A 24,238-nucleotide genomic window follows, 5' to 3' on the forward strand; every position below is an offset into this window, starting at 1 on the left:
CCGCTTTCTCCTAAATAATAGTAACTTTGAAGAATGTTCCATTAATCCCAAGGACATTAGAAATATGCGGCGGACCTGTTTCCTGTTTTGCTTGGCCCTGTTGAGTGGCACACCTCTTCTTTTCGCGCAGCCCTGTGGGCTTACTGACACCCTGGGTATTGCCGTCAACTCCAGCCCCACTTACACTTATGAGGTTTTCGATATTTTTAACGATGACTTAAATGCCGTCGATCAGGGCATTTGCGGTATAGACATTCGCTTTGCCCATCAGTACGTAGACAACCTTGTACTCACGCTCACCTCTCCCAACGGCCAATCTGTCACTCTGATCGGACCGGATACCGACCAGCAATTTGAATTCACCTTTGGATCGATTTGGGACATCAGCTTTGTGCCCTGTTTGGAAGTCCCTGACCCCGACCCCGGCTCCCTTTTTGGCTGGGACAACAACCAAACCGGCAATTTTTCCAATCTGAACTTTTACAATGGGTCTTATTATCCCTTCCAGGGCTGCCTGGAAGATTTCAATACGGGCCCTGCCAATGGCATCTGGACCATTAGTATTGAAAACACCCCCTCGGATTACATCGGAGAAATCACCTATTTCCAAATCCAGTTCTGTGATGCCCGTGGCCTGGACTGTTGCTTTGCTGAAGGGGGCAACTTATTTGCAGATGACCTCCTCACCTGCGAAGGGGATACCATCCTCGATATCGACCCGCTACTGGCATTCGATAACGGGCAAACCCCTGACACCGCAATCTATGGCTATACGTACCTCCTGGGGCAGGATGGCATCTTCATTGACACTACTGATCACCCTGACCTGACTGGCTTTGCACCGGGCAGTTATCAAATCTGCGGGCTAAGCTATCAATTGGAAGACCTCGACAGCCTTCCTGAACCTGATGGAATGCTAACGCTCGATAGTATCCGAAACAACCTCACCGGCCTGGAGCCCCGCTTTTGCGGAGAATTGAGCGACAGCTGTGTTCAGGTCACTATTGTACCGCTTCCAACTACCGAGCTGATCGAGGATACCATCTGCCTTGGCGACAGCCTGGTAGTCGGAGATACTACACTGACCAGTACCGGCTTTTACGAAATCGAACTGCTCAGCTTTGCCGGGTGCGACAGCCTGGTACAAATAGACCTGACGGTACTCCCCCCAGTTGAGACGAATCTGACCGATACCCTTTGCCCGGGACAGTTTATTGCGATTGGGCCCAACATTTATAATACAACAGGGATCTTCCGCGATACCCTCCCCTCCACTGCCGGGTGCGACAGCATCATCATCCTTGACCTGACTGTACTGCCGCCCAATATTGTGGACACTACAGTCACCATTTGTCAGGGGGAAGGCTTTTCGGTTGGAGACAGCCTCCTTACCGAGGCGGGAAGCTATAGCTTTTTCCTGACCTCCACTCAGAACTGCGACAGCACGCTGAATATAATAGTGGAAGTGCTGGCACCAAATGCCAGTATCGCCCCTGCCTTTGATCTGACCTGCATCACCACTGAGGTCAACCTTGACGGAACTGCCTCCACACCGTCCGAGCAACTCACTTACCAATGGTATGCAACAGACGGCACTCCTCTTAGTACGAACGCCACCCAAACCGTAAACCTGGCAGGAGATTATGTGCTGGAAGTGAGTCAAATGTCCACCGATATGACTGTTTGCACGGACTTTGACACCCTGACCGTTCAAATTGACACCATCCCTCCCACTGCAGATGCCGGCCCCCCGGACACCCTGAACTGTACACAAGGCCAGGTCAGTCTCGGAACATTGGCAGTGCCTAATCCGGACCACACGTACTTCTGGTTCACACCAGGTGGCAATATTACCAGCGATATTTTCCAGCCTACCGCTGTTGCCAATGAACCTGGTGATTATTTTCTAGTGGTCACCGACATAGACAATCGCTGCAGTGACACGTCTATGACTATTGTTCTGGAAGACCAGTCCCTCCCGGTTGTGAGCCCCGGCTCCGACACGGTATTATCCTGCCTGAACCCCGAAATCCTTTTGGATGGGAGTGGCTCTTCCACCGGAGATGAATTCGCCTATGAGTGGCGGGACGCAGCCGGCAATCTTATACAAAATGGTACAACCCTTTTCCCAACAGTCAGTCAAGGCGGCACCTATCAATTGATGGTAGAGAACACCCTGACCAATTGCCGGGATTCGGCTACGGTAGAAGTGAACTACGACACCATTGCACCACGGATCACACTCCCGCTCCCGGACACCATTACCTGTACCCAGCCTACTGTGGGTATTGCAGCAACTGTGACGGGTGCCGGGGCAGCTCCCACATACAACTGGACGTCGTTAGGTGGCAATATACTGACTGATCCGGCTATTCTGAATATTACTGTAGATGTAGGGGCTCTTTACTCCCTGACTGCAGAAAACACGCTAAATGGCTGCCGGGATACCGCTACTGTAGCGGTGCAGGAAGATGTTACTGTTACCAACGCCGTTTTGGCCACGCCCGATACGCTGGACTGTTCCCAACCGAGTATTACCCTGGATGGTACGGGTTCTTCTTCCGGGCCGGACATCCTGTACACCTGGTCCGGCAATCCTCAACCACCGGTCAGTACTAATGGCTTTAATGCAACCATAGACGCCCCCGGCACCTATCAGCTTATTGTAACCAATACCGCAAATGCCTGTGCCGATACGGCCATGGTCAATGTTGCGCTGGATACACTCCAACCACTATCAACTGCCGGACCGGACCGCACCCTTACTTGCGACAGCACTTTGGTCACACTCGATGGCACAGGTTCGAGCACAGGCCCTCAGTACGACTACGACTGGGTGGAAATCTTTGGTACGGGCCTGGTGGATACGAGCACGCTTCAGGCTACCGTTGCCAGCGCGGGTGTGTACATGCTGGTAGTTACCGATACCCGGAATAGCTGCTTTGACACCTCCTTTGCTATTGTCAATATAGACACCCTATCCCCAACCGCAGCTATTGCAACGCCCCTGCGGCTCAATTGCATCTTGCCGGAAGTTATGCTCGACGGCACCAATTCTGACGAGGGCACCGGATTTAGCTTTGAATGGAGCTCAGCCGACATCAGCAACTTTGTCAGCGGCATAAATACACTGATGCCTACAGTCAATGCCCCAGGCCTCTATCAGCTTGAGATTGAAAATGACAGTACCGGCTGCACCCGGATTGCTGAGGTGGAAGTATTGCAGGACACCCTCCCTCCAGTGGCTGATGCCGGAGCTGATACGCTCATTAACTGCTACCAACCCACTGTGTTAATCGGCAGCAACAGCAGCAGTGGGGGCGCAGATATACTTTATAGTTGGTCCGGGCCAACGGGAGGCATCTCTGGCCCTGCAAATGGACAATTCGCTGAAGTTACTGCCCAGGGCACCTACATCATTAACGTACGCAACACGACTACGGGCTGTGAGGCAGCAGATACCGTTTTTGTGGCAGCAGACTTCAGCTTCCCGGTTGCCAGCGCAGGCCCGGACCAGGAATTAGGCTGTGCCATTCCCGAAGTAACGCTAAACGGTACAGGCAGTACCACCCTCAACACTATTTTCGAATGGACAGGCCCATGCCTGTCTGGTGATGCTACCGCTCAGGACATTTCTGCTACCTGCGACGGGCTTTACATCCTGTCTGTTACCGATACCCTCAACGGCTGTACCGAAAGAGATACGGCCCTCGTAACCCGGGACCCACTGAGCCCTAATGCCATTCTACCGGACAGCATTGCACTGTCTTGCCTGGAAGGGACAGCCCTGCTTGATGCCACAGCCTCGGAAGGCGACACATTTAGCTGGTTTTTCAATGGGGTGCCGATATCGCCCGGAGGGCTTAGCTTCACGATTGATAGTGCAGGTATTTATACCTTAATCGCCAATAACGCCGCCGGCGACTGCCCGGATACCGCTTCCGTGGTGGCTACCCTGGACTGCAGCCCTGCCCTCCAGATTGCGGCGCCCGATACACTGACTTGTGCTATTACCACCATTACGCTGGATGCAAGCGGTACGGAGTCCGGGCCCAACATCACCTACACCTGGCTTGCCCCGGCCCCTGATTGTATAGAATCCGGAGCAGCCACCCTACAGCCAATCGTACGCTGCCCAGGCATTTATCAGCTTATTGCCACCAATACCACCTTCAGCCTCAGCGATACTCTAGCTGTTATTGTGCCTTCCAACACCCTGCCCCCCATAGCGGAAGCAGGGCCGGGTGACACCCTGACCTGCCCGGAACCTACAACGATTCTAAGCGCTACCGGGTCAACCCTTGGGCCAGGCATTGGCTATACCTGGACCAAGCTGGACGATGAAACTTTTGTCAAAGACAGCTTCAGCATCTTCGTGAATGATGCCAGTACTTATTTCCTGACCGTGATCGACAGTACAAACGGCTGTTTCGCAGAAGACATCGTTGTCGTACAGCGCAGCAATAATCTGCCGGATATCAATTTCAGCTCTACGATCATTCCCTGTATGCAGGACTCTTTTTGGTTGCAGGCTTTTGTTGTACCACAGGGGCCACAGTACGTTTATGAATGGGAAGGCGGGATCATTCTGGATAGTGCGGATAGTGTTGCGGTATTACTGGACACGGCGGGCGTAGTGCGTTTGACAGTCACCAACCCTGCCAATAACTGTTCCAGCTTCCGGGACGTGACTGTTATACAGCAGGAGTGCGTGCCCTGCCTGGACAGTATCCCGGCAGATACCCTGACCTGTGCCGCTCCGCAAGTCACCCTCAGCGGTAGCTTTTGCGAGCCTTGTATTGGTTGTACCGTTGAATGGACTACCATGAACGGGAATATACTCAGCGCCCCCGACAGCCTCTCCATTGTGGTGGACCAGCCGGGGCTGTATACCCTGAATGCGACCGATACCCTGGGTTTTTCTGCAAAAGTTACCGTTAATGTAGCTGAGTTTTCCAGTCCGCCTGAGCTAACCCTGAGCCCGAACCAGGAACTAAACTGCAAAGACACCCTGGCCACTCTGGCTGTCTCCGGGATGCCCGGCACTTCATTCACCTACCAATGGTCAAGTGAAAACGCACCACTGCCTGAAGCAGACACCCTCCCTTCCATTGTGGTCACTCACCCCGGGCTTTTCTCCGTACTGGTTACCGATTTATCGACAGGCTGTGAAAATACTGGAGAGATCGAGGTTGTAGCCGATACCGTTCCCCCTTTAGCTGATGCCGGGCCTGCACAGGCCCTGACTTGTGAGCAACCTACTGTCACCCTCGATGGCAGCGGCTCTGCCTTTGGCAATGCCATACAATATGCTTGGAGTGGCCCTCCGGTAAACATCCCTGGCGGAACGACCTTCAACCCTTCCGTCAATACGCCAGGCTGGTATGAGCTTATGGTTACGGATACCACGACTGGCTGCACTAATTTGGACAGTGTTTTCGTGAGCCAAAATACGGACCTGCCAGCAGTACCTTCCATTCCGGATACAGTGCTGACTTGTGCGTCGCCTTCTGTATTGCTACAGGGCAGTATTCCAAATAATACAGGTTATAGTTCCTGCTGGTACCGCCTGAATGCCAGCGGGGTGCCCACCGGCCCTTGCGTACCAACGCTTGATATTGATGTCAGCCTGCCAGGGCAATATGGGTTTGAAGTCCAAAACGACACCTCAGGATGCACCAGTATGGCAACAGTGATTGTAGACCTCGACACCCTCGCTCCGGCATTGGAGGTAGCAGACACCTTATTGTTCCCCTGCAATAATGACAGCATTAGTATTACCGCAACCGCTACGCCGGCAGCATTGGTGACGTATCAATGGAGCAGCCCGGGCGGCCTGCCGGTACAGCAGCCGAATCAGGCTACTGCTACTGTTTTTCAGCCTGGCGTTTATCAGGTGCAGATTGAACGGGTAGACAATGGCTGCTCCACTGCACAGCTGGTCTGGGTGAACGCTGACGACCGGGTCCCTGAAGTTACTGCCGGGGCAGATACGATAATCACCTGCAACAACGACCCTGTACGGCTCAGTGTGGACCTTAATACGGATAGTGGGCAGAGCGACCTGCAATGGACAACTCCTAACGGGCAAATCTTATCCGGGCCCCAAACCGCTACTCCACAAATAAGTGAGCCCGGTTGGTATTTTATATCCGTTACGGACCCGGAAAGCGGCTGTAGCGCAACAGACTCCACCTGGGTTGCCGATGGCCGCATCGCCCCAGAAGCAGCTCTAACCAACCCGGGATTGCTTACGCTCAATTGCGATGCAGACAGCCTTTTGCTTGATGCTACTGCCACCACTGGCGGCACAGGCGCTGGCTTTTCTTACGAATGGCGGCGCGGCGCTTTCAATACTATTGGCAGTACCGCTCAGCAATGGGTAGCGGAAGTCGGAAACTACCGGCTGCTCGTTCAGGATGAAGGCTCCGGTTGCCGGGACACACTGCTGTTTCAAGTCGACGGAGATTTCGAACCGCCTGTCGCTGACCTGACCACCCCAAACCGGCTCAACTGTACCGTCACATCCATTATGCTGGACGGTAGCGGGTCAGAAAGTGGTCCTAACCTGGTGTATACCTGGCTGGACAGCAATGACCTCGTGCTTGCTCAGGATACGCTGAGGCTGACCGTGAGCACGCCAGGCGCATACACCCTGCAAGTCACTAATGAGTCCAATGGCTGCTCATCCTTTGAAACAGTGGAAGTGGAAAGTGATGCAGACTTCCCGGAAATCAATATCGCAGTACCGGAACAGCTCAGCTGTAGCCGGACCAACGTCACGCTAAATGGCAGTGCTTCCACCGGCAACGGCCCCTTGCTCTTCAACTGGGCTGCGGAAGCGGGCGGCATACTGACAGGGCCTACCGGACAGCCCACTGCAACAGCTACCGCCGAAGGCTCGTACGTATTAAGCCTTACGGATCAAAGCAATGGGTGTACAGTGGTGGATACGATAGAGGTCACCGCCTCCTCTCCCCTTATCACTGATGTCGACTGGCTGGCACAAAGCCCATCCTGCCCCGGGGACCGCGATGGCAACATCCTGCTGGATTCGGTAGCAGGGGGTACGCCACCTTTCCTATCGGGTATCAACGGAGGAGCGCTGTCCGCCGATAACGCCTTCGTCAATCTGGCAGCAGGCACCTACCCTATCCTGCTTGAGGATGCTAATGGCTGTCAGTGGGACTCAACGGTGACGATTATGGCCTCGAGTGGCATCGATATTGAACTTGGGCCAGATACCACCATACAGCTTGGGCAGCAAATCAGCCTTGCTGCGGTTGTGGAAACCGGGACGCCGGACTCTGTCTGGTGGTGGCCTGCCCCGGGCATTCAGGAAGGCTTGTCTTACACGGTAGCACCAATGCTAACTACTATTTATCAGGTTTGGGCAGTAGATGTGAATGGGTGCGTGGACCAGGCTGCTGTCACCGTGAAGGTACTTAAGGAAACACCCGTTTATGCGCCAACGGTGTTCTCACCCAATGGCGACAACATCAATGACCGTTTCCTGCTCTACAGCCGGGATGGGCTCGGTACGCTCGAAGTATTCCGGATTTTTGACCGATGGGGCAACCTCGTGCATCAAGCCAAAGATTGCCCGCTTAATGATGAAGCTTGTGGGTGGGACGGAACGTTCAGAGGAAGCGAGATGGATAGTGATGTCTTTACCTTCTATGCGGAAGTCAACCTCTCGGGTGGAGGCACCACCATTATTTCAGGTGATGTCCTCCTTTTACGGTAGGTTTAAGCCAGCACTTTCACCAGCTCAACGATGCCGGTGATGATGTTCTGAATACCGATGGCCATGACCAGGAAGCCCATGATGCGGCTTAGTGCGTTTAATCCGGCGACACCCAGTACCTTTTGCAAATAAGGGGAATACCGGAGTACACTATACACAATAGCGCCCATAGCTACCACTACAGCTGAAATAACCAGTCTTGGCTCCCAGGTCGTATGCTCAGCCTGAATGCTGATCAGGTAAGAAATAGACCCCGGCCCTGAAAGCAGCGGCATCGCCATTGGGGAGAAGGAGATATCGTCTTTGGTCAGCGCTTCCTGTTTCACTTTTTTGTCGACCGCCCGCCCTTCGGCAAACTTTCCGCTCATGAGGGAGTAACCGGACAGGAGAATGACCAATCCTCCGGCAATACGCATTGCATTGATGCTGATGCCAAAGAAGCTTAGAATAAGCGACCCGGCCAGGAAAAAAGTCAGCAGGATCAATGTAAAATAAAGGCTGGTATGCAAAGCCGTCTGCGTCCGTTCCTGTTTGGTGTAATGCGGAGTCATCCCCAGAAATACCGGAATCGCTCCAAGCGGATTTACCATGGAAAATAAGGACGCCAGCACTGCTAAAAACAGCTCTAACATGATTGTGTATACTTTTTGGGTGGCAAAAACCACTCTTGTTTAAAATTTAATTCCGAATCAAGCAAGATAAGTCCGAAAATCAAAATAATTGCCGGTTAAGCCGTACTTGAGTTTTCATATACACCTGTTGCCTTCTTAAAGTTTCCCCGGCAGCGTTAAATTTTTGAGTTTTTTCACCTGAAACAATGTTCATAAACAACAAAAAGGGGAGCAGAAAAGACTGCTCCCCAGAAAAACACCTAAAACCCATATTCTTTACATGAAAAATTTCATGCCATATTTTAATTTGTTGCGGAATGTTGAGCCAATTGCAGTTTTCCTGCTAATTGGCTTCAACGTCATTCCCCTTGTAATTGAACGGTTTTTTTTGCTCTGCGTTCAGAGAAAGATCACCGTTTTAGTTACAACCCTTTAGACTGAAGGAAACAACAAAGTCACACATTTTTTTATTTTTTTATTTTTTTATTTTTTTTACGCAACCGTAAAAGTAAAACAAGTCTACCTTATTTGCAGTGATATCAATCACGAATTTTTACAATGCCGTCTCCAAAACAGTTTTTTCAATGGAAAGATTTGACAATCCAGATAAATTCCTCCACGATGCCTGGCACCTGCTGATTAAAGCAGCGATTAAGCGGAAAGGCGATTACCAGAAACCCAGCGTAGCCACTATTGACACTGATGGTTTTGCCCGTCAGCGCGTGATCGTATTGCGCGAAGTGGACTTGCAAAACCGGCAGCTTACCTTTTTCACGGATGCCCGCTCCCCAAAAGTGGGGGATCTTAGAAATCACCCCTATTTGTCTTGTCTCTTTTGGGATGAACGCAAAAAGGTCCAAATCCGAATGAACGGAAAGACCATTCTGGAACAAGGTTCGGAAAGTTGCCGTCAGTACTGGGACCGGCTTCCGGTGCAGGGGCGGTCCAGCTATGCGGCACTTTCAGCCCCTGGCACGCCACAGAAAACAGATAATGTCCCCCTGCCCGATCATTGGCACGATGAGATGGACCTGCAGGAAACGGCCTACGCCTTTGAGCACTTTATGGTCATCAGGTCTCAGGTTTACAGAGCAGACCTTTTGCACTTGCACCACGAGGGGCACCAAAGGGCTAAGTTTAGCTATCAGGATGGCGCATGGGCTGGAAGTTGGGTGGCTCCCTGAGGCTCATTCTTTTTTTCGATAGACCAGGAGATTACCGCTTGCAGGCCGCTGCTTAGCGTGCGGGGTCGAGACGAAGCGGTGCTTTCAGCCTTTTCTCATCCCGTATCAACTCCACCTCCACCAAATCTCCCGGTTCATACTTTTCAAGAATCAGGATCAGGTCGTTAGTAGATTTAACGGCTTCACCATCAATCCCAGTGATAATATCTCCCAGGACAATACTCCCATAACGGTCGCGCGTCGTTGGGCGGATACCGGCTTTTTCTGCACCACTGCCTTTGATCACGTCAATAACGAGTGCGCCGTCCAATCCCAGACGCTCCACAATCTGCGGCCTGGCCAGCTCCACGCCCAGAGAGGGCCGCTTGAGCCGTCCAAACTCAATGAGCTCCGGCACCACCCAGCTGACTACGTCGACTGGAATGGAGAAGCCAATCCCGGCTGAAGCACCGGAAGGGCTGTAAATCGCGGTATTCACTCCTATAAGGCGGCCAGAGCTGTCCAGGAGCGGTCCTCCGGAGTTGCCAGGGTTGATGGCAGCGTCCGTTTGTATGACATCACGGATCGGAATTCCTGCTACGGATTCTATTTCCCGGCCCAGCGCACTCACAATACCTGTGGTTAGGGTTTGGTCCAGTCCGAAGGGGTTGCCAATGGCATAAACCGACTGCCCAACCTGCAAATTATCGGAAGTGCCAACCGGCATTGGCCGCAGGGTGTTCCGAGGCGCTTCGATACGCAATACGGCCAGGTCCTTCTCCGGAGCGACGCCAACCGGCACTGCTTCCCAGGTACTACGGTCAGCAAGGGTAACCGTAGCCCGGTCTGCACCTTGTATCACATGGTAATTGGTAATGATATGCCCTTTGTAGTCCCAAACGAAACCCGAGCCACTGCCTCTCGGGATTTCAGTAATATTCCGGCTGAAGTAATCCCGCCGCACATTGGTGGTGGTAATGTAGCATACCGAAGGTGCTGCTTCTTCAAACAACCGGATATTGGCGCGCTCCTGGGGATTGAGCCCATTAGAGGCGGCAGGTTCACGAGTGGAGGGCAAGTTGGCCGTCGCGTCCGTTTCCGAAGCCTTAGGGTCAGAAGTTTCGGCTAATTCCTCCGATGGTGTTCCACCTGGCAAGTCAGCATCTGCCCGGGAAGTCCACGCAGCACCGGCAAAAAAACCGCAGCCAAGTAAAGCCAGCCAGATGAATAGGCTAAATCGATTGTTCATATCCATTAAGTTTTACGTTTCTTCTTCTTTGCTGCCGGGAACAGGATATTATTCAGAATCAGGCGATAGCCCGGCGATTTAGGGTGCAAGCTAAGGTCTGTCTCCGGGTCCTGTACATAATGGCGGTAGTCTTCCGGATCGTGCCCGCCGTAAAAAGAGAAGAATCCCTGACCATATTCACTATGCAGGTAACGCGCTTCTTTAGCAGGTTTGTTCTCTCCCAGCACCAAAATATTCGATTTGATATTTTGGTTACGGAAGGCGGTCGTTTGCCCCATAAATCCTTTTACCGTGCGGGTATGATTCTGGGTAAGCATGGTAGGGACAGGGTCCCATTTTGCAGAAAAGTCAAATAAAGTAAAGTAGTCCTGTTCAGGGTTGATCCGCCGCCCACGGGAGTGGTCAATATCCGAATATTCGTACTCCAGAGGGTTCCGCTCCAGTTGGAAGTCCTCAAAGGCAAAAGTCTTGGAGTAGTCCAGCTTGGATTGGGCGTTGGGATCCACAGGGTCCCCATCGTACATTTCAGCGCAAATATCCACCCCTTCAGCTGCCAGGGCAATATCATAGGTATCAGTGGCGGAGCACATGGCAAACATAAAGCCCCCGCCCACAACATACTCTTTGATGCGCTTCACCACCGCCAGCTTGAGCTGGGAGACTTTGGTGAAACCCAGATCATAAGCCAGTTCTTCCATCTTACGCTGATTTTCCCGGTACCAGGTCTGATTGTGGTAGGTGCGGTAGAAACGGCCGTACTGCCCCGTGAAATCTTCGTGATGGAGGTGGAGCCAGTCGTATTCGGTTAGCTCGTCGTTGAGCACCTCGCGATCGTAGATGGTTTCGTAGGGGATCTCCGCGTAAGTCAGTACCAGCGTCACGGCATCGTCCCATGGTTGTATTTTTTCGCCCCGGGCATTGAAATCGGGCGTGTAAACGGCAATTTTGGGCGCTTTTTCAAGCTTGATCGCCTCCATATTGACTTCCGGGTCGGCGATTTCGTTCAGGATATTGTTGAACTGTCCATCAGCCACCACTTCATAGGATACGCCCCGGGTCAGGCATTCCTTTTCAAAAGTCCGGTTGTAGGGGAAAGCAAAACTGCCCCCCCGGTAATTAAGCAACCACCAGGCTTCCACATTGCTGGACAGCACCCAGTAGGTAATGCCGTAGGCCTTAAGGTGGTCCTTTTGGGTCTCATGGTCCATAGGCAACAGGATGTAGGAAGCCTGTACCTGAACGGCGAGGAGTAGGAAAAACGCGATCTGCACTAATTTCTTCATGAATACTTCAAATTTCTTTTGCCGCGGGCAAGCCGCCCGGTCCAACATTTTACGACACACAATTGTATACTAAACTCGTAATATAAGATATTAAACGAACAGACTCCCAAATGTATCTCTCAGTTAGTGTTTTAACAAAATACTAACAGGAGGTTCAGGTGGTCTCCTGAAAAATCCGTTATTATTGTGTGCTCTGACGATGAGCGCAGCAAAATAAAAGAATTGATGGACAATATTAGCTTTCAGTATCCGGTATGGTATTTATTCCTTTGCTTTGCATTGGGTGGCCTCTTTGCAGGAATACTCTACTATCGGTCTACAGCATTCCGCTCCCAGAGCAGCACCCTGAATACGCTGCTGGGGCTCCTTCGGTTCGCGGCGGTCAGCCTGATTGCCATTTTGCTGCTGACCCCTCTCCTGCGCCGGGTAGTGCGGGAGGTCAAAAACCCAATTATCCTGATTGCACAGGACCAGTCTGAATCTGTCGGGGCCGCCCTGGGCGCACAAAAAGCCGCCTATTTGTCGTCTCTGAATGCATTACAGGCTGAACTGGAAGGCGAATACGAAGTCAAAACGTACGGGTTCGGTAGTGAAGTCCGGGAGGGCATTGACTCCGCTTTTACGGACAAGCAAAGTAATATTGCGGAGGCCCTTTCTTCCCTTTACGATCTTTACAGCGGGCAGAACCTTGGTGCGGTAGTATTAGCCTCCGATGGCATTTACAACGAAGGCAGCAATCCGCTGTACGCAAATGCCGCCCTGGATGCACCGTTGTTCTCCATTCCGCTGGGGGACACTACTGCTCAGCGTGACTTGCTGGTCAAGCGGGTTTTTCACAATCGCATTGTTTACCTGGGCGACAAGTTCAGCATACAGGTAGACCTGGCAGGCGATAATGCCGCTGGGAGCAACAGCCGGGTGAATGTTTATAAGATCGTGAACGGCAAAGCATCGCTCCTGCAGCAGGAAGCCGTCACGATTGACCAGAATAACTGGTTTGAAACCCGCGAGTTCATTCTTGATGCAGATCAGGCGGGGGTACAGCGCTTCCGGATTACCCTTGGTGAAATCCCGGAGGAAGCTACTCTGGTCAACAACAGCAAGGATATTTTTATTGATGTGCTGGATGCCCGTCAGAAAATCCTTGTTTTGGGCAATGCGCCTCATCCTGACCTAACCGCCTTCCGGCAGGCCCTTTCCAACAATCAGAACTACCAGGTCACCACCGCTACTGTAGATAACCTGGAGGAATCTCCCAGCGAGTTTGATTTTATTATCCTGCATAACCTGCCCAGCCGGAGCAAGGCAGCCACCTCCGTGCTAAACGCCATTGCCAGTCAGCAAATACCGCATTTATTTGTAGTGGGCAATCAAACGGACTTACCGCAATTCAATCAGGCACAGCGGGTACTCAGCATTCAGCGCCGTGGCAGCTCGACCAATCAGGTGCAAGCCTATTTCAAGCCGGGCTTCAACCTTTTCCAACTTAGCGAGGACCTCAAGGAACAACTCCCGGGGTACACCCCACTCACCGCTGTGTTTGGTGATTACAATATCGAGAGCAGCGCCTCTGCCCTACTCTATCAGCGTATTGGCAAAGTGGAAACAGATTACCCCTTGCTGGTGCTGGGTGAAGGGAGTGGCACTAAGGTAGGTGTGCTGGGCGGGGAGGGCGTCTGGCGCTGGCGGTTGTTTGACTATCTTCAGAACCAGGACCACGAGCGGTTCAATGAGCTCATCGGAAAAATAGTACAATACCTCAGCCTGAAAGAAGACAAACGCCGGTTCCGGATCAGCCTCAGCAAAAACATCTTCGATGAAAATGAGCCCGTTTACTTCGATGCCGAACTGTATAACCAGAGCTTTGAACTCGTTAACGACCCTGACGCCAGTCTGACCGTAAAAGATGCCGCAGGGAAAGAATACAATTTCACCTTCAATAAAGCCGGAAATGCCTACCGGCTCAACGCGGGCATCCTGCCAGTTGGCAACTATCAGTTCACCGGCAGCGTGTTCTTTGGCGGCGAACGGCTCACCTATGATGGCCAGTTCAGCATTCAGCCTATACAGCTTGAGCAATATGAAACAACGGCCGATCACAACACCATGCGCCTGCTGAGCGAGCAGTACGGTGGGGCCGTTTACTCCCCGGAGTCCATTTCAGAAATTGCCGCTGCTATCCGTAGCCGGGACACGGTTAAACCTGTGATTTATGAAACAGCTCAAACGCAGCCTATCATTAATTTTAAATGGTTGTTTGCGATCCTTTTGCTATTGTTGGCTTCTGAATGGGCGCTGCGGCGTTACTTTGGATCTTATTAGGGGTGGATAAGCCTTATTATTTTTTTCTGTTGGCTTTACTTTTCTGACGATCTAGAAAAAAAACGTTGTAGCCATGCAACGCAACGGCTGTTTGATGTTTAGAGTATATGTAAGAACATACGAGCATGATTTAGACGCTTCCCGAAATTTCAGTCTGAAAGCTGACTTATAGGAAATTCAAGGATTGACCTTTTGCAGGCAATCACTTATCTTGAGAGCAAATAAAGTTTTGACGAATGTAAAAGCGGCGGCATTTTGGTGATTTTAAACTATTAAAACATTCCATCCATACACCAAAATAAACTAAAATCCGTTTTAACATTATCCAAACAAAATGAGAAGCTTGGTTAAAAATTTTGAAAAAAGATGTTAATTTTTGATTAAGCACCCAACGAGTCCTGGATTTTTTACGTCAATGGTAATAACTTGAAGGCGCAATTAATAAGCAAACAGGGATTAAAGAGCGCTCAAATTCTGGATACAATAGCAATAATGCTATTCTGAATAATTGGGGTACAAGGTTGGAACTTTGAAACGGCAATGAGCTGCATGGCAATCTTATGTCAGATGTCATTAGCCTGGCTGTTTCTAAAAATTAGTGCAACACATAAAGTGCGTTGCAGCAGGAGTGCTATGCTCATCCCGAGCTTACGGACAGCATCGCTCCACTCTATGTAGTAATCACAATACTTTGTACCGTTAAGCTTTTTTGCAGCTGGACGGTGATAATAGTTTTAGAACACCTAAACTTTGGAACCATGAAAAAGCTATTCCTCAGCCTTACTGTACTCTGCCTGGCCATTCAGTTTGTACAAGCCCAGCGTTTTAAGCCACATGTTGACCTCAACCTTGGTATTGGTGTCCTTCCAACATTTGTAAAGGACCACGGCAAAGCCAAAATGCTGCCAATGAGCCTTACTGCTGATTATAAGTTCACCGAAAACTTCAGTCTTGGGCTTGCCGGTTCTTATTCAATCACGGAGTCAGGAATATACCAGTTCCGGGACGGCACTACCGCTCAGTGGCGCAACAAATTCTCAACGGTGACGCTTCGTGCTGCTGCTCACAGCAGGCTTATCAATGATTGCTTAAATATTTACGGCGGCCTGAATGTAGGCTACACCAACTCTGCTATCGAGATGATGCAGGGAGAAGAAAAAAAAATAAAAGCAGAAAGAGGCATTGGCCGTACCGGCAGCAACTTTCTTTACACCGCTTTCCTTGGGTCCCGGTATTGCCTGGGCCAAAGAGCAGGCCTGTTTGGGGAAGTCGGATTTGGGGTTTCTATTGCCACAATTGGCATTAGCGTCAGGCTTTAAGCTCCGGCACAGTTGCATTACCGATGGGGAAAAGCACGAGGCAAAACATGACAAGGTATGCCTCTACCCTGTCGGCAACACCCTCTAAAAGACTGACTGTCATTGGCAATCAGACAGCACCGCAATGCCACCCGGTTAAGGAATAAGGTATTAAACCGGTTATATCAGACTATGTTTGGAGCCTGGCCCTATTCCAAACCAAGGATTTATGAACCCGCAAAAGTACGGGGTAAATAAAGAAGAACAGGCTTTTTGCCCTTGCCAACCGGATGTGGAATGGCATAAACGCAGGCATTGTATCAACCAAGCCCTGACAAGCAAAGCCTGTTCTTCTTTTTACCAGCTGATATCCTCGTCTGTCTCCAACTGATCACTGCCGTTATCGGAAAAGCTACCATTATCGGCTTGTTCATCTTCGTACTCCTCATGCCGACGGGTGAACTCGTCATAGTCATACTCCGGCATCAGGTTTTCCTTAACGTGGTCTATTGTTTCCTCAAGGTGACTCAGGAATCGGTTAAAATCCTCCTTGTACAGAAAAATCTTATGCCGCTCGTACCCGTCGCCATTAAACTTTTTGGTGCTTTCGGTGAGGGTAATGTAAAAATCGTCACCTTTCGTTCGCCGCACATCAAAGAAGTAGGTTCTTCGTTTGCCAGCACGCATTTTAAGCGAGTACTCGCTATCAATTCTTCTTTGGTTACTCCCGTTATCCACTACTTGTGAAGGTTTAGTTACGTAAATGAAAACGTGCCTTACAAAAGTAAATAATTGCAGGAGATTTCAAAGCACCCATTAATGCGTAAATACAGGGTCGGTTTCGTGCAAATCAAACCTGTACCACTGTTTTGCGCCCTCGTTCCAGTGATCGATGATCAGCAACTGAGCTTCTTCCCCGGATACGCAATCAATTTGGGTATCGTTCCCCTGATATTCATAATCTACCCACCAATGAACTTCAAACGGGCCCAGTGGAAGCGGCAGCGCCCCACCCTTCAGCATGATGCGCAGGGAGGTGCCCCCGTTGATACAATGGCTTTCTAAAAGCTCAATCCCTACAGGACTGGGTGCCAGTAAAGCATATGCGCCATCACCGCTGCTCAGCGGAGCTTCTGATGGCACGCCACGCTCACAGTCCGAACTGTACCGGTACATCAGATAGACTTCCTGATTAGCTTCACAGCACCGGATGGCAGACATGAACACCCCACATTCACTTTCCGCTTTTTCCATAAGTGCCTCCCGTGCGTTTTCAATAGCTGTTTCACAATCAATAAGCAGGCAGTCTGAAGTACCCGGACCAGGCACATAACGGCTGATCAGCGTGGGGTTGCGATCAATTGACTCCGCCAGTACCGTTTCTTCTTTCTGGCAGCCCATGATTAGGAAAAGGAGAATGGAAAAGCCCGCTGTAAAAATAACCTGGTAAGCTTTCATGGCTCGTATATTTGGTGAACCAATATTGGTATCAAACTGGTATTCAGCGAGGTGAGTTGAATGAGGCTATCCTGAAGCAATATTTAAGCCAGGAATCATAACACTCTTTACATCCCAATCCTAAAGGTATCAGACTCAAAAAGCACTGTAAATAATCAACGAAACGAGTGATTTTAATCATCGGGCAGGCGCGCCTTCATCAACTTCCTCCAAGCGCTGCTTTTCGACTATTTCCGCGTAGTAGCCACCCAGTTTCATGAGTTCTTCATGCGTACCGGATTCTGCAATACGGCCATCCTCAAGGACCAGAATTTTATCGAACTCCAGTAGCGAGTAAATCCGGTGGGTAATAATGATTGCGGTTTTATTGGACAGAGCGCCGGAGAGGTAGCCGAGGATTTGCTGCTCGGTTTTCGTGTCCACCGCAGACAGACAATCATCCAACAAGACAATATCAGGCTGTTTAAGAAAAGCCCTGGCAATAGACACCCTTTGTTTTTGCCCCCCGGAAAGGGTCACCCCTCTTTCGCCTACGAAGGTATCAAAGCCGTTAGACAGCTCCATGATGTCGTCATATACAGCCGCATAGCGAGCATATTCCTCCACTGTTTCCCGGCTGGCGTCCCGCTTACCAAATGCTATATTATGCGCGATGGTGTCAGAGAACAGAAAGACATCCTGAGGTACATACCCCACTGCGCGGCGCAGTTGAAAGAGGTTGTGGTCCCGGACGTCCTTACCATCCACCGTGACCCGACCCTGCTCAACGTCGTACATACGGACCAGCAGATCTGCAATGGTAGACTTACCCGACCCCGTTTTACCTATAATGGCCATCTTTTGCCCTGCCTTCAGCTCGAAGCTAACATCTTTAAGGGCTTGTGTCCCGGTATCGGGATAAACAAAAGAGACCTTTTCAAAGGCGATTGCTCCGCGGATCTCCTCCGTTGTGGTCTCCGTATGGTTCGTTATCTCCGGTTCAAGGCTCAAAAACTCATTGATCCGCTTCTGGGATGCTGCTGCCTGCTGAACGATAGAAGCAATCCAGCCTATAGCAGTTACCGGCCAGGTCAGCATATTGACGTAAATAACAAACTCAGCAATATTGCCCGTGCTAATCGAACCCCGCACAACCTGCAGCCCCCCGATATAAACTGTGATTACCGTACTTGCACCAATTAGCAGGACCATCAACGGATAAAAGAAAGCATCAACCTTAGCCAGGTCCAGTGCTTTTTCCCGGTATATATCGCTCTCCTTTCGAAAAAAAGATAGCATTGGTTTCTCCTGTACATAGGACTTGACAACCCGTATACCAGAGTAAATCTCCTGCGCATTCGTATTCAGGTGAGCCAGCTGCCGCTGAATGATCTCACTTTTTTTGTTGATCAGATTGCTAACATAGTATATTGATACAGATAATATGGGCAAGGGGGCAAGGGCATAAAGTGTCAGCTCGACATTTACGCTCAGCATAGAGTAAATCACAAGCACAAAAAGCGAAACCAGGTTGATGCCATACAAAACCGCGGGCCCAAGGTACATCCTCACTTTCGAAACGTCTTCGGTGATACGCGACATCATATCGCCGGTCTTGTTGCGCTTGTAAAAAGCCATGCTGAGGTCTTCGTACTTCTGAAAAATCTCTTTGCGCATATCATACTCAATGAGCCGGGACATGACGATGATCGTCTGGCGCATGAAGTACATAAAAACCCCCATCAGCAAGGCGAACAACAGCACCAGCACGCCGAAATAAAGCAGCGACTTGCCCAGCATACTGTACAGTTTGGGCTGTAGCTCGAAGCCATTTAACAGCCCGAACAAACCAATATTTTCCACTACCAGGTCCAGTGCCTGGCGGATCATCTGCGGCTGCAGCACCCGGAAATAGTTGGACAGGGACACAAAAAGGATCCCTAAAAGAAGGTGCTTTTTGTAACGGAGGAAAAACTTATTTAGATAGGCTAATTGCTTCACGTGTGGTCTGGCTTCTTTCTGGTACCCTTTGTAAACCATTGATTGTCGGATTGGTTGAGTTGGCCAGGCATCTTCAGGCTCTGCGCCGCCCAAAAAAGTAAGCTGCTATGACCAGGAACCCAATCAATCCAAAGGCCCACCACAGGGGGGAGCCTGCCCCTTCGGCTTTCAATGGCTTACTGTCACCATAATACGTGAGGCCCGCCCAGTAGTAAGGAGATTTTCGGAAAGCAGCCACTTTGGTATCTTGCAGGTATTTTGCCTTGGCAGACTGTAGGGCTGCAGCTTTGGGTTGCCCTTCCGCAAGGCTTGCGTAGAAGGCCGAAATGATTTGGCTGGCACTTTGATCATTGAGGTTCCATAGGCTAGCCACAATACTATTTGCGCCAGCGTAAAAGAAGCCCCTACCCAGGCCAAGCACGCCTTCTCCCAGCGCCAGGCGCCCTATATTGCTTTGGCAGGCACTCAGTACAACGAGTTCTGCAGGAATATCCCAATGGTACAGGTCGGTCAGGAAGATGGAAGAGTCTGCCAGTGCGATATACGGCTGTTTGCCATCGTAGGCACCGTAGGCATGGGTAGACAGATGCAAAATACCTGCCTGCCCCATGGCTGCTATGAAAGCTTGCCGGGTAGCAGCACCATCACGGAAGGAGTGCACCTGGAAATGGGCAGCTATAGCTTCCAGCTCGACAGGACTGTATTCCAGGGTGCCATGACTACCCTTTGCCTGCTGAGCGAAGGGAGCCATGGCATAAGCCTGCATGACTGGACTGCCTGTGTTATTTTCGAGCTGATCGTACAAAGTTGCAGAAAAGCTGTAGCTCACTACATGGCTGTTCACCAGGTAAGGGGCTGTGCTGAGGTCGGTACCAGGGTAAGAGGCAGAGAGCAAGGCTTCAAAAGGCACATAAGCAAGTGGCCCGCCGGGGATAACAAGCAGTGCCTTTGCCTTAAGCGGACCGGAGATGGGTAATAGCTTTTGAAACAAGGCATACGCCTGTTCCTTATAAGCTGCTGGTGCCTGCTCAATGAGAGTGGGAGCGCTAAACCAATGCAGGAAACTTTCCACTTGCCTGGCTAGCGTATCACTACTACCCAAATCAAGGAGTTGCGATTCCTGGCCATTGGCATAAAGCAGATAGGCTCGTTCTTCACCGAATAGATAGTGGATCAGTGCCCGGCTCTGCCCTTTGAGGTAGTTGCGTTGGAAGGGCTCCCAACCGATCACAGCTGCACCAGCTGTTTGTCTTTGGTACACGGGGAATGACTGGCTCAGGTAGTCTGTAAGGCGTTCCAGTTCTTGTTCTACGCCAAGTGCCTGATCGAGCACTACGGCCACGCTTTCAGAACCGGCTTGATCCAGCTCCAGTTGCAGACGGTTCAACTGCCTCCGCAGGGCTCGCTCCTGCTGCTGCAGCGAGTCTGGTATAGTGGAAAGGGCATCTGCCTCCGCCAGAGCTTCCAGCAATAAAACGGACTGGCTTTTTTCCAAAAAGTAAAAGGCATCGGCTGTGGCTTGCTGCGCCGTGCAAATACGGACGGCCCGCTCATAAAAAGGCAGGGCTTCTTCCCGCCAAAACAGTTTTGTGCCGGCATCACTATGGGCACTTCTCAACTGGTCGATGAGATAATCGCCAGCCTTTAGCCAGGGTGCAGCGGCCTGTAGGTACTGTTCCTCACCAGATTGCTCATGTTGGGCAAGCAATGCCCGGAGCAGGTCATTGAGGTAAATAGATAAATCTACCTTGTATGGTGTCTTCTCCAAATATTGCCTTTCGGCTTTTTGCAAGGGGCTGTCAGGGTAGAAATCAGCTTTCAAAGTCTGCATAGCCTTCAGGAACCAATCGGCGGCTTGATCCGGTTTGCCCTGCTGCAAGGCAAGCTCCCCAATGTTATCCATGATGGCAGCAGCATCCTCTTTTGCCTCTGCTTTGCGGGCGAGTTCCAACGCCTCTTTTAATAGCTGCGCTGCGGAGTCATGCTGCTGGCTTTTCATTGCGGCAAGCCCCAAAAGGTTTTTTACTCTGGCTTGGTAGCCGATATCTTCAAGGGCTTGGTAACTGGCCAGCGCTTGTGAACCAAATTGCTTCGTCTCTGTAAAATGGCCTAAAGTGATAGTGGGCTTTCGCTAAATTCAGCAAAGCAGCGGCTTCGTCTTGAAGCATATCCTGTTGACTGAAGTAGGGCAGGGCAAGTTGAAGCTGTTGGATGGCCTTTTGAGAAGCCTTTCGTTCTGTGTACAAAAGCCCTAAATCTGATCTTGCTTTCGCCAGGTTGAGTGCTTCCCCTTCCTATGTGTCTTCGATTACCCATCTCAGCAGGCGTTCTGCTTTGTCGAAATCGCCGGCATAGCTATCCATCTTTGCCACCCGGAGCGCAGCAGCTCGGTGCAATACCCTGTTGTTGAGTTCCTGCTGAATGGCCGCCGCCGCTTGGTAGCAAGTCGACGCTTTTCCGTAGGCTTTCAATCTTTCGTGGAAAAACCCAAGATTGAAGTAGGAACGGCCGAGGTCTTCGTGTGCTTTGCCGGCAAATGCTTTATTACGATAATCCACGGCTTGTTGCATCTCTTGAGCAGCCTGGGGTATGTCTCCATTTTGATGGGATAATACACCAAGCGTATGGTAGACCAAGCCAAGCGAATCCACCAACTCTGGGCAGTCTTTCAGCGCTTCAGCCAATAATTGCAGTTCCGCCCGGTCTCCAGCCTTCACTATGGGTAGAATAGGTTTTTTCGGGCATTTTGCGAAAGCAGAAAAGCTGAAAATAAGGTAAAGCAGAAGGTATGGAAGGCGGTGTGCAGGCATAGACTTGAAGAGTTGATGCCCCAGCTCACGAAATGCGAACTGGGGCAAGAGGGTTTGTTATCCGTAATATAGGGTATTTGACTGTTATAGTTTAATCAGCCGGCCTACCCAAAGCTGTCCCTTGTACCGGAGGCGTAGCATATAGGTGCCTGCTGGCAAATACTGTACATCAATATCCATCGTCTGGGGGTAAGCGGAAGAGGAGACTTGCCATTGCCCCATACGCTGGCCGCTGAGGTGGAAGACTTCTAACTCGGCTGCATCTGGAATTGGTGGTAATTCCAGCTGTACGGCGTCACGCGCCGGATTGGGGTAGAAATGTATGAACTCAGTTAGCGGGGCAGCCTGCGTAGGGGTCGTACACAAGGTCAGTATATTAAGTAAGTTGCCGTCAACAGCGACGGTGTCCAACGATGGTGTCTTGTCTGCCGTATTGAGCAGGAGTGATTTGACATCCGCGTAGGGTGTTTGCCTTCCTAGCTTACAATAGACGATTGCCGCCGCTGCGCTCACCGCCGGCGCGCTCATGGAAGTGCCGGATTTTAGGCCGGAGCTATCCTGAGGTAAATAGCTGTCGATATTCACACCCGGCGCTAAAATATCCACCCAGGTATCGCTAAAATTAGAGAATACGGCCCGGCCTAGTACTTGGTCTCCATCTTGAAGTATAGACCCTACAGTGATTTCGTTAGGCGCATTATAGCAGGCCGGGTATTGCAATAGGGTATCAAGCATCAGGGAGTCATTCCCCGCTGCGGAAACGACCAATATGTTGTTAAGTTCTGCTGAGTCGATGGCATTTTTCAGAATATCGTTGCTGCCATCGCTACCTTCGCCGCTACCGTAAAAACCCTAGCTGTCATTAATGACGGCCACACTGTCTTCTATTGCCTGGTAAGTTGCGCAGGCCACTTGGTATAAGCTGGAGACCCCTTGAGCATCGTGTGTTTTGTACGGGATAATATGAAAGCGGCAACCTTCAGTACAAGCCTGATCGAGTGTCTGAGCGATGATACCCGCCACATGTTTGCCATGACTGTGGTCGTCCATCGGGTTGTTGCTGATGTCCACTTCAGAAACGAAATCCCAGCCGATAGGGTCGTCCTCAGCGCAATTGTTATCATCGTCTGTGGCGTTGTTGAGGGCATCCGGCTTTTTGTAGATGTAGTCACTGAGCCTTTCGTGTTTATAATCTACGCCAGTATCCAACACGGCAATACGCACTGCATCGTTAATGGCGTCAGGAATGCCTGCTAGATCATTTTGCGTAAGCGAGGGGTTGTCCGTAATCATCTCAGGCTGCAACTGTGCTACGGTGTAATAGTTGGGGTCTGCTTCCTGGATGATGACTGAAGAGCTGGTGCCTTTAACGCGTTCTAAGATATCAAGAGTCGGCCCTACAGGGAACAGCATTCCATTTTGATTGGTGATGACACTGTCGCCCAATTCCCAAAGTTGGAGGGCGTTGCAGACGCAAGAGTCTATAAGTTTTGCCCCGAGCGTGTCCCGCAGGGCTACCACACTATCGGGATCGGTTCCAGGTACGATCTGTACCACAATTTCATTAGGGATGTAGGGCCAACCGGCGTCATCTGGTGTGTAGGCGTAGCCCAAAGCGGGAAAGGTGTCTCGATATTGGGCTGGCCGAGTCTCAGGGTAGGGGAACGTATTGTAGAGCTCCACATCGTCGATGATCCAGAAATACTGGCTGGTTTCAAAAAAGAAAGAGATCTCAACGGTAGCGTCTGCCGCTATACTGGTGATGTCGATAACTTCTACTGCCCTGGGGCCCGTTTCTACCTGTGGCAGTACATTCTGGTTGATGGTAAAGAATTCCTGACCGCCACCTGAAAGGTTCCGTACTCTTACAACAGTCGACCCCTCCAGCGCGCGGTAGTACTGATTAAAGCGGAGAAACACCTGGCTCTCCCCGCTGAGGTCGATAGGAGGGCTAACCAGCACTCCTGGTGTGCCGGCAATCGCCGCTGCTCCCCCCTGGGACCGGGAAAGGATGGAGTCTCTGCCGTCCCATAGCGTTGTATTAAACACTTCAGCCTTACCATCGTCTACCCATTGCCAGTTGCCATCTGGGGTATCCCATTCCATGAAATCATCTTCGCTGTCAAAAGGAAAAGCGACAATAGGGGATTGGGCGAAGGAAAACGTAGCGAGCAGGGATAAACAGGTTGTGAGTATGCAAAAGCGTAGAGTCTCCATAATGCGTTGTTTTGAGGTTTAGAAAATAAGCCCAGGCCTGGCTTTGAGCAGGCAAATGGCTGGTGCTGACAGGGTGTGTTGGGATTATTGCTTTTTCAGC

Annotated in this window: 13 protein-coding genes and 1 pseudogene; 4 read left to right on the plus strand and 10 right to left on the minus strand. The window is 50.8% G+C overall.

The window, feature by feature from the left end; genetic code table 11:
* Positions 1-64: 64 nt before the first annotated feature.
* Positions 65-7,747 (plus strand): T9SS type B sorting domain-containing protein, encoded by a 7,683-nt coding sequence (locus IX84_RS27465; protein ID WP_044228780.1) that lies wholly within the window; start codon positions 65-67, stop codon positions 7,745-7,747.
* A gap of 2 nt (positions 7,748-7,749) precedes the next feature.
* Here the strand turns inward: IX84_RS27465 and IX84_RS27470 are convergent, their stop codons facing one another.
* Positions 7,750-8,379: a MarC family NAAT transporter gene (locus IX84_RS27470; protein WP_044228784.1), complete on the minus strand. Its 630-nt coding sequence runs from the start codon at positions 8,377-8,379 to the stop codon at positions 7,750-7,752.
* 563 nt (positions 8,380-8,942) lie between these two features.
* Here IX84_RS27470 and IX84_RS27475 point away from each other — a divergent pair.
* Positions 8,943-9,542: a pyridoxamine 5'-phosphate oxidase family protein gene (locus IX84_RS27475; protein ID WP_044228787.1), complete on the plus strand. Its 600-nt coding sequence runs from the start codon at positions 8,943-8,945 to the stop codon at positions 9,540-9,542.
* 52 nt (positions 9,543-9,594) lie between these two features.
* Here the strand turns inward: IX84_RS27475 and IX84_RS27480 are convergent, their stop codons facing one another.
* Entirely contained in the window at positions 9,595-10,770 is a 1,176-nt protein-coding gene (locus tag IX84_RS27480; RefSeq protein ID WP_044229009.1) for a S1C family serine protease, read from the minus strand.
* A 5-nt stretch (positions 10,771-10,775) separates the two neighbouring features.
* Positions 10,776-12,053 (minus strand): hypothetical protein, encoded by a 1,278-nt coding sequence (locus IX84_RS27485; protein ID WP_044229012.1) that lies wholly within the window; start codon positions 12,051-12,053, stop codon positions 10,776-10,778.
* 225 nt (positions 12,054-12,278) lie between these two features.
* On the opposite strand from IX84_RS27485, the gene IX84_RS27490 reads away from it, so the two are divergent.
* Together IX84_RS27490 and IX84_RS27495 are read left to right on the plus strand one after the other, a co-directional pair.
* Positions 12,279-14,375, plus strand: coding sequence for a hypothetical protein (locus IX84_RS27490; protein WP_044228790.1), 2,097 nt, complete (start codon positions 12,279-12,281; stop codon positions 14,373-14,375).
* Between the two features lie 758 nt (positions 14,376-15,133).
* A complete protein-coding gene (locus IX84_RS27495; RefSeq protein ID WP_044228792.1) occupies positions 15,134-15,694 on the plus strand; it encodes an outer membrane beta-barrel protein in 561 nt (186 codons plus the stop codon).
* A 336-nt stretch (positions 15,695-16,030) separates the two neighbouring features.
* Here IX84_RS27495 and IX84_RS27500 read toward each other — a convergent pair whose 3' ends face one another.
* The 7 genes and pseudogenes from IX84_RS27500 to IX84_RS34450 form a co-directional block, all read right to left on the minus strand.
* Positions 16,031-16,411 (minus strand): DUF3276 family protein, encoded by a 381-nt coding sequence (locus IX84_RS27500; protein WP_052516456.1) that lies wholly within the window; start codon positions 16,409-16,411, stop codon positions 16,031-16,033.
* 78 nt (positions 16,412-16,489) lie between these two features.
* Positions 16,490-17,131, minus strand: coding sequence for a hypothetical protein (locus tag IX84_RS27505; protein ID WP_044228797.1), 642 nt, complete (start codon positions 17,129-17,131; stop codon positions 16,490-16,492).
* A 177-nt stretch (positions 17,132-17,308) separates the two neighbouring features.
* Positions 17,309-19,111, minus strand: coding sequence for an ABC transporter ATP-binding protein (locus tag IX84_RS27510; protein WP_044229015.1), 1,803 nt, complete (start codon positions 19,109-19,111; stop codon positions 17,309-17,311).
* A gap of 73 nt (positions 19,112-19,184) precedes the next feature.
* A complete protein-coding gene (locus tag IX84_RS27515; RefSeq protein WP_316931701.1) occupies positions 19,185-21,230 on the minus strand; it encodes a CHAT domain-containing protein in 2,046 nt (681 codons plus the stop codon).
* A gap of 175 nt (positions 21,231-21,405) precedes the next feature.
* Positions 21,406-21,828 (minus strand): tetratricopeptide repeat protein, encoded by a 423-nt coding sequence (locus tag IX84_RS27525; RefSeq protein ID WP_152605270.1) that lies wholly within the window; start codon positions 21,826-21,828, stop codon positions 21,406-21,408.
* A gap of 177 nt (positions 21,829-22,005) precedes the next feature.
* Positions 22,006-22,332 (minus strand): T9SS type A sorting domain-containing protein, encoded by a 327-nt coding sequence (locus IX84_RS34235; RefSeq protein ID WP_238578353.1) that lies wholly within the window; start codon positions 22,330-22,332, stop codon positions 22,006-22,008.
* An 18-nt stretch (positions 22,333-22,350) separates the two neighbouring features.
* Positions 22,351-24,138, minus strand: a pseudogene (locus IX84_RS34450) (S8 family serine peptidase); the annotation flags it as partial.
* Positions 24,139-24,238: the final 100 nt, after the last annotated feature.

Origin of the sequence: Phaeodactylibacter xiamenensis (assembly GCF_000759025.1) — a bacterium.
GTDB classification, from domain to species: Bacteria; Bacteroidota; Bacteroidia; order Chitinophagales; family Saprospiraceae; genus Phaeodactylibacter; species Phaeodactylibacter xiamenensis.

Coding starts and splice junctions, on each gene's coding strand:
- IX84_RS27480 (WP_044229009.1), bottom strand. CDS start 10,770: ATGAACAATCGATTTAGCCTATTCATCTGGCTGGCTTTACTTGGCTGC.
- IX84_RS27505 (WP_044228797.1), bottom strand. CDS start 17,131: ATGAAAGCTTACCAGGTTATTTTTACAGCGGGCTTTTCCATTCTCCTT.
- IX84_RS27470 (WP_044228784.1), bottom strand. CDS start 8,379: ATGTTAGAGCTGTTTTTAGCAGTGCTGGCGTCCTTATTTTCCATGGTA.
- IX84_RS27495 (WP_044228792.1), top strand. CDS start 15,134: ATGAAAAAGCTATTCCTCAGCCTTACTGTACTCTGCCTGGCCATTCAG.
- IX84_RS27475 (WP_044228787.1), top strand. CDS start 8,943: ATGGAAAGATTTGACAATCCAGATAAATTCCTCCACGATGCCTGGCAC.
- IX84_RS27465 (WP_044228780.1), top strand. CDS start 65: ATGCGGCGGACCTGTTTCCTGTTTTGCTTGGCCCTGTTGAGTGGCACA.
- IX84_RS27490 (WP_044228790.1), top strand. CDS start 12,279: ATGGACAATATTAGCTTTCAGTATCCGGTATGGTATTTATTCCTTTGC.
- IX84_RS27485 (WP_044229012.1), bottom strand. CDS start 12,053: ATGAAGAAATTAGTGCAGATCGCGTTTTTCCTACTCCTCGCCGTTCAG.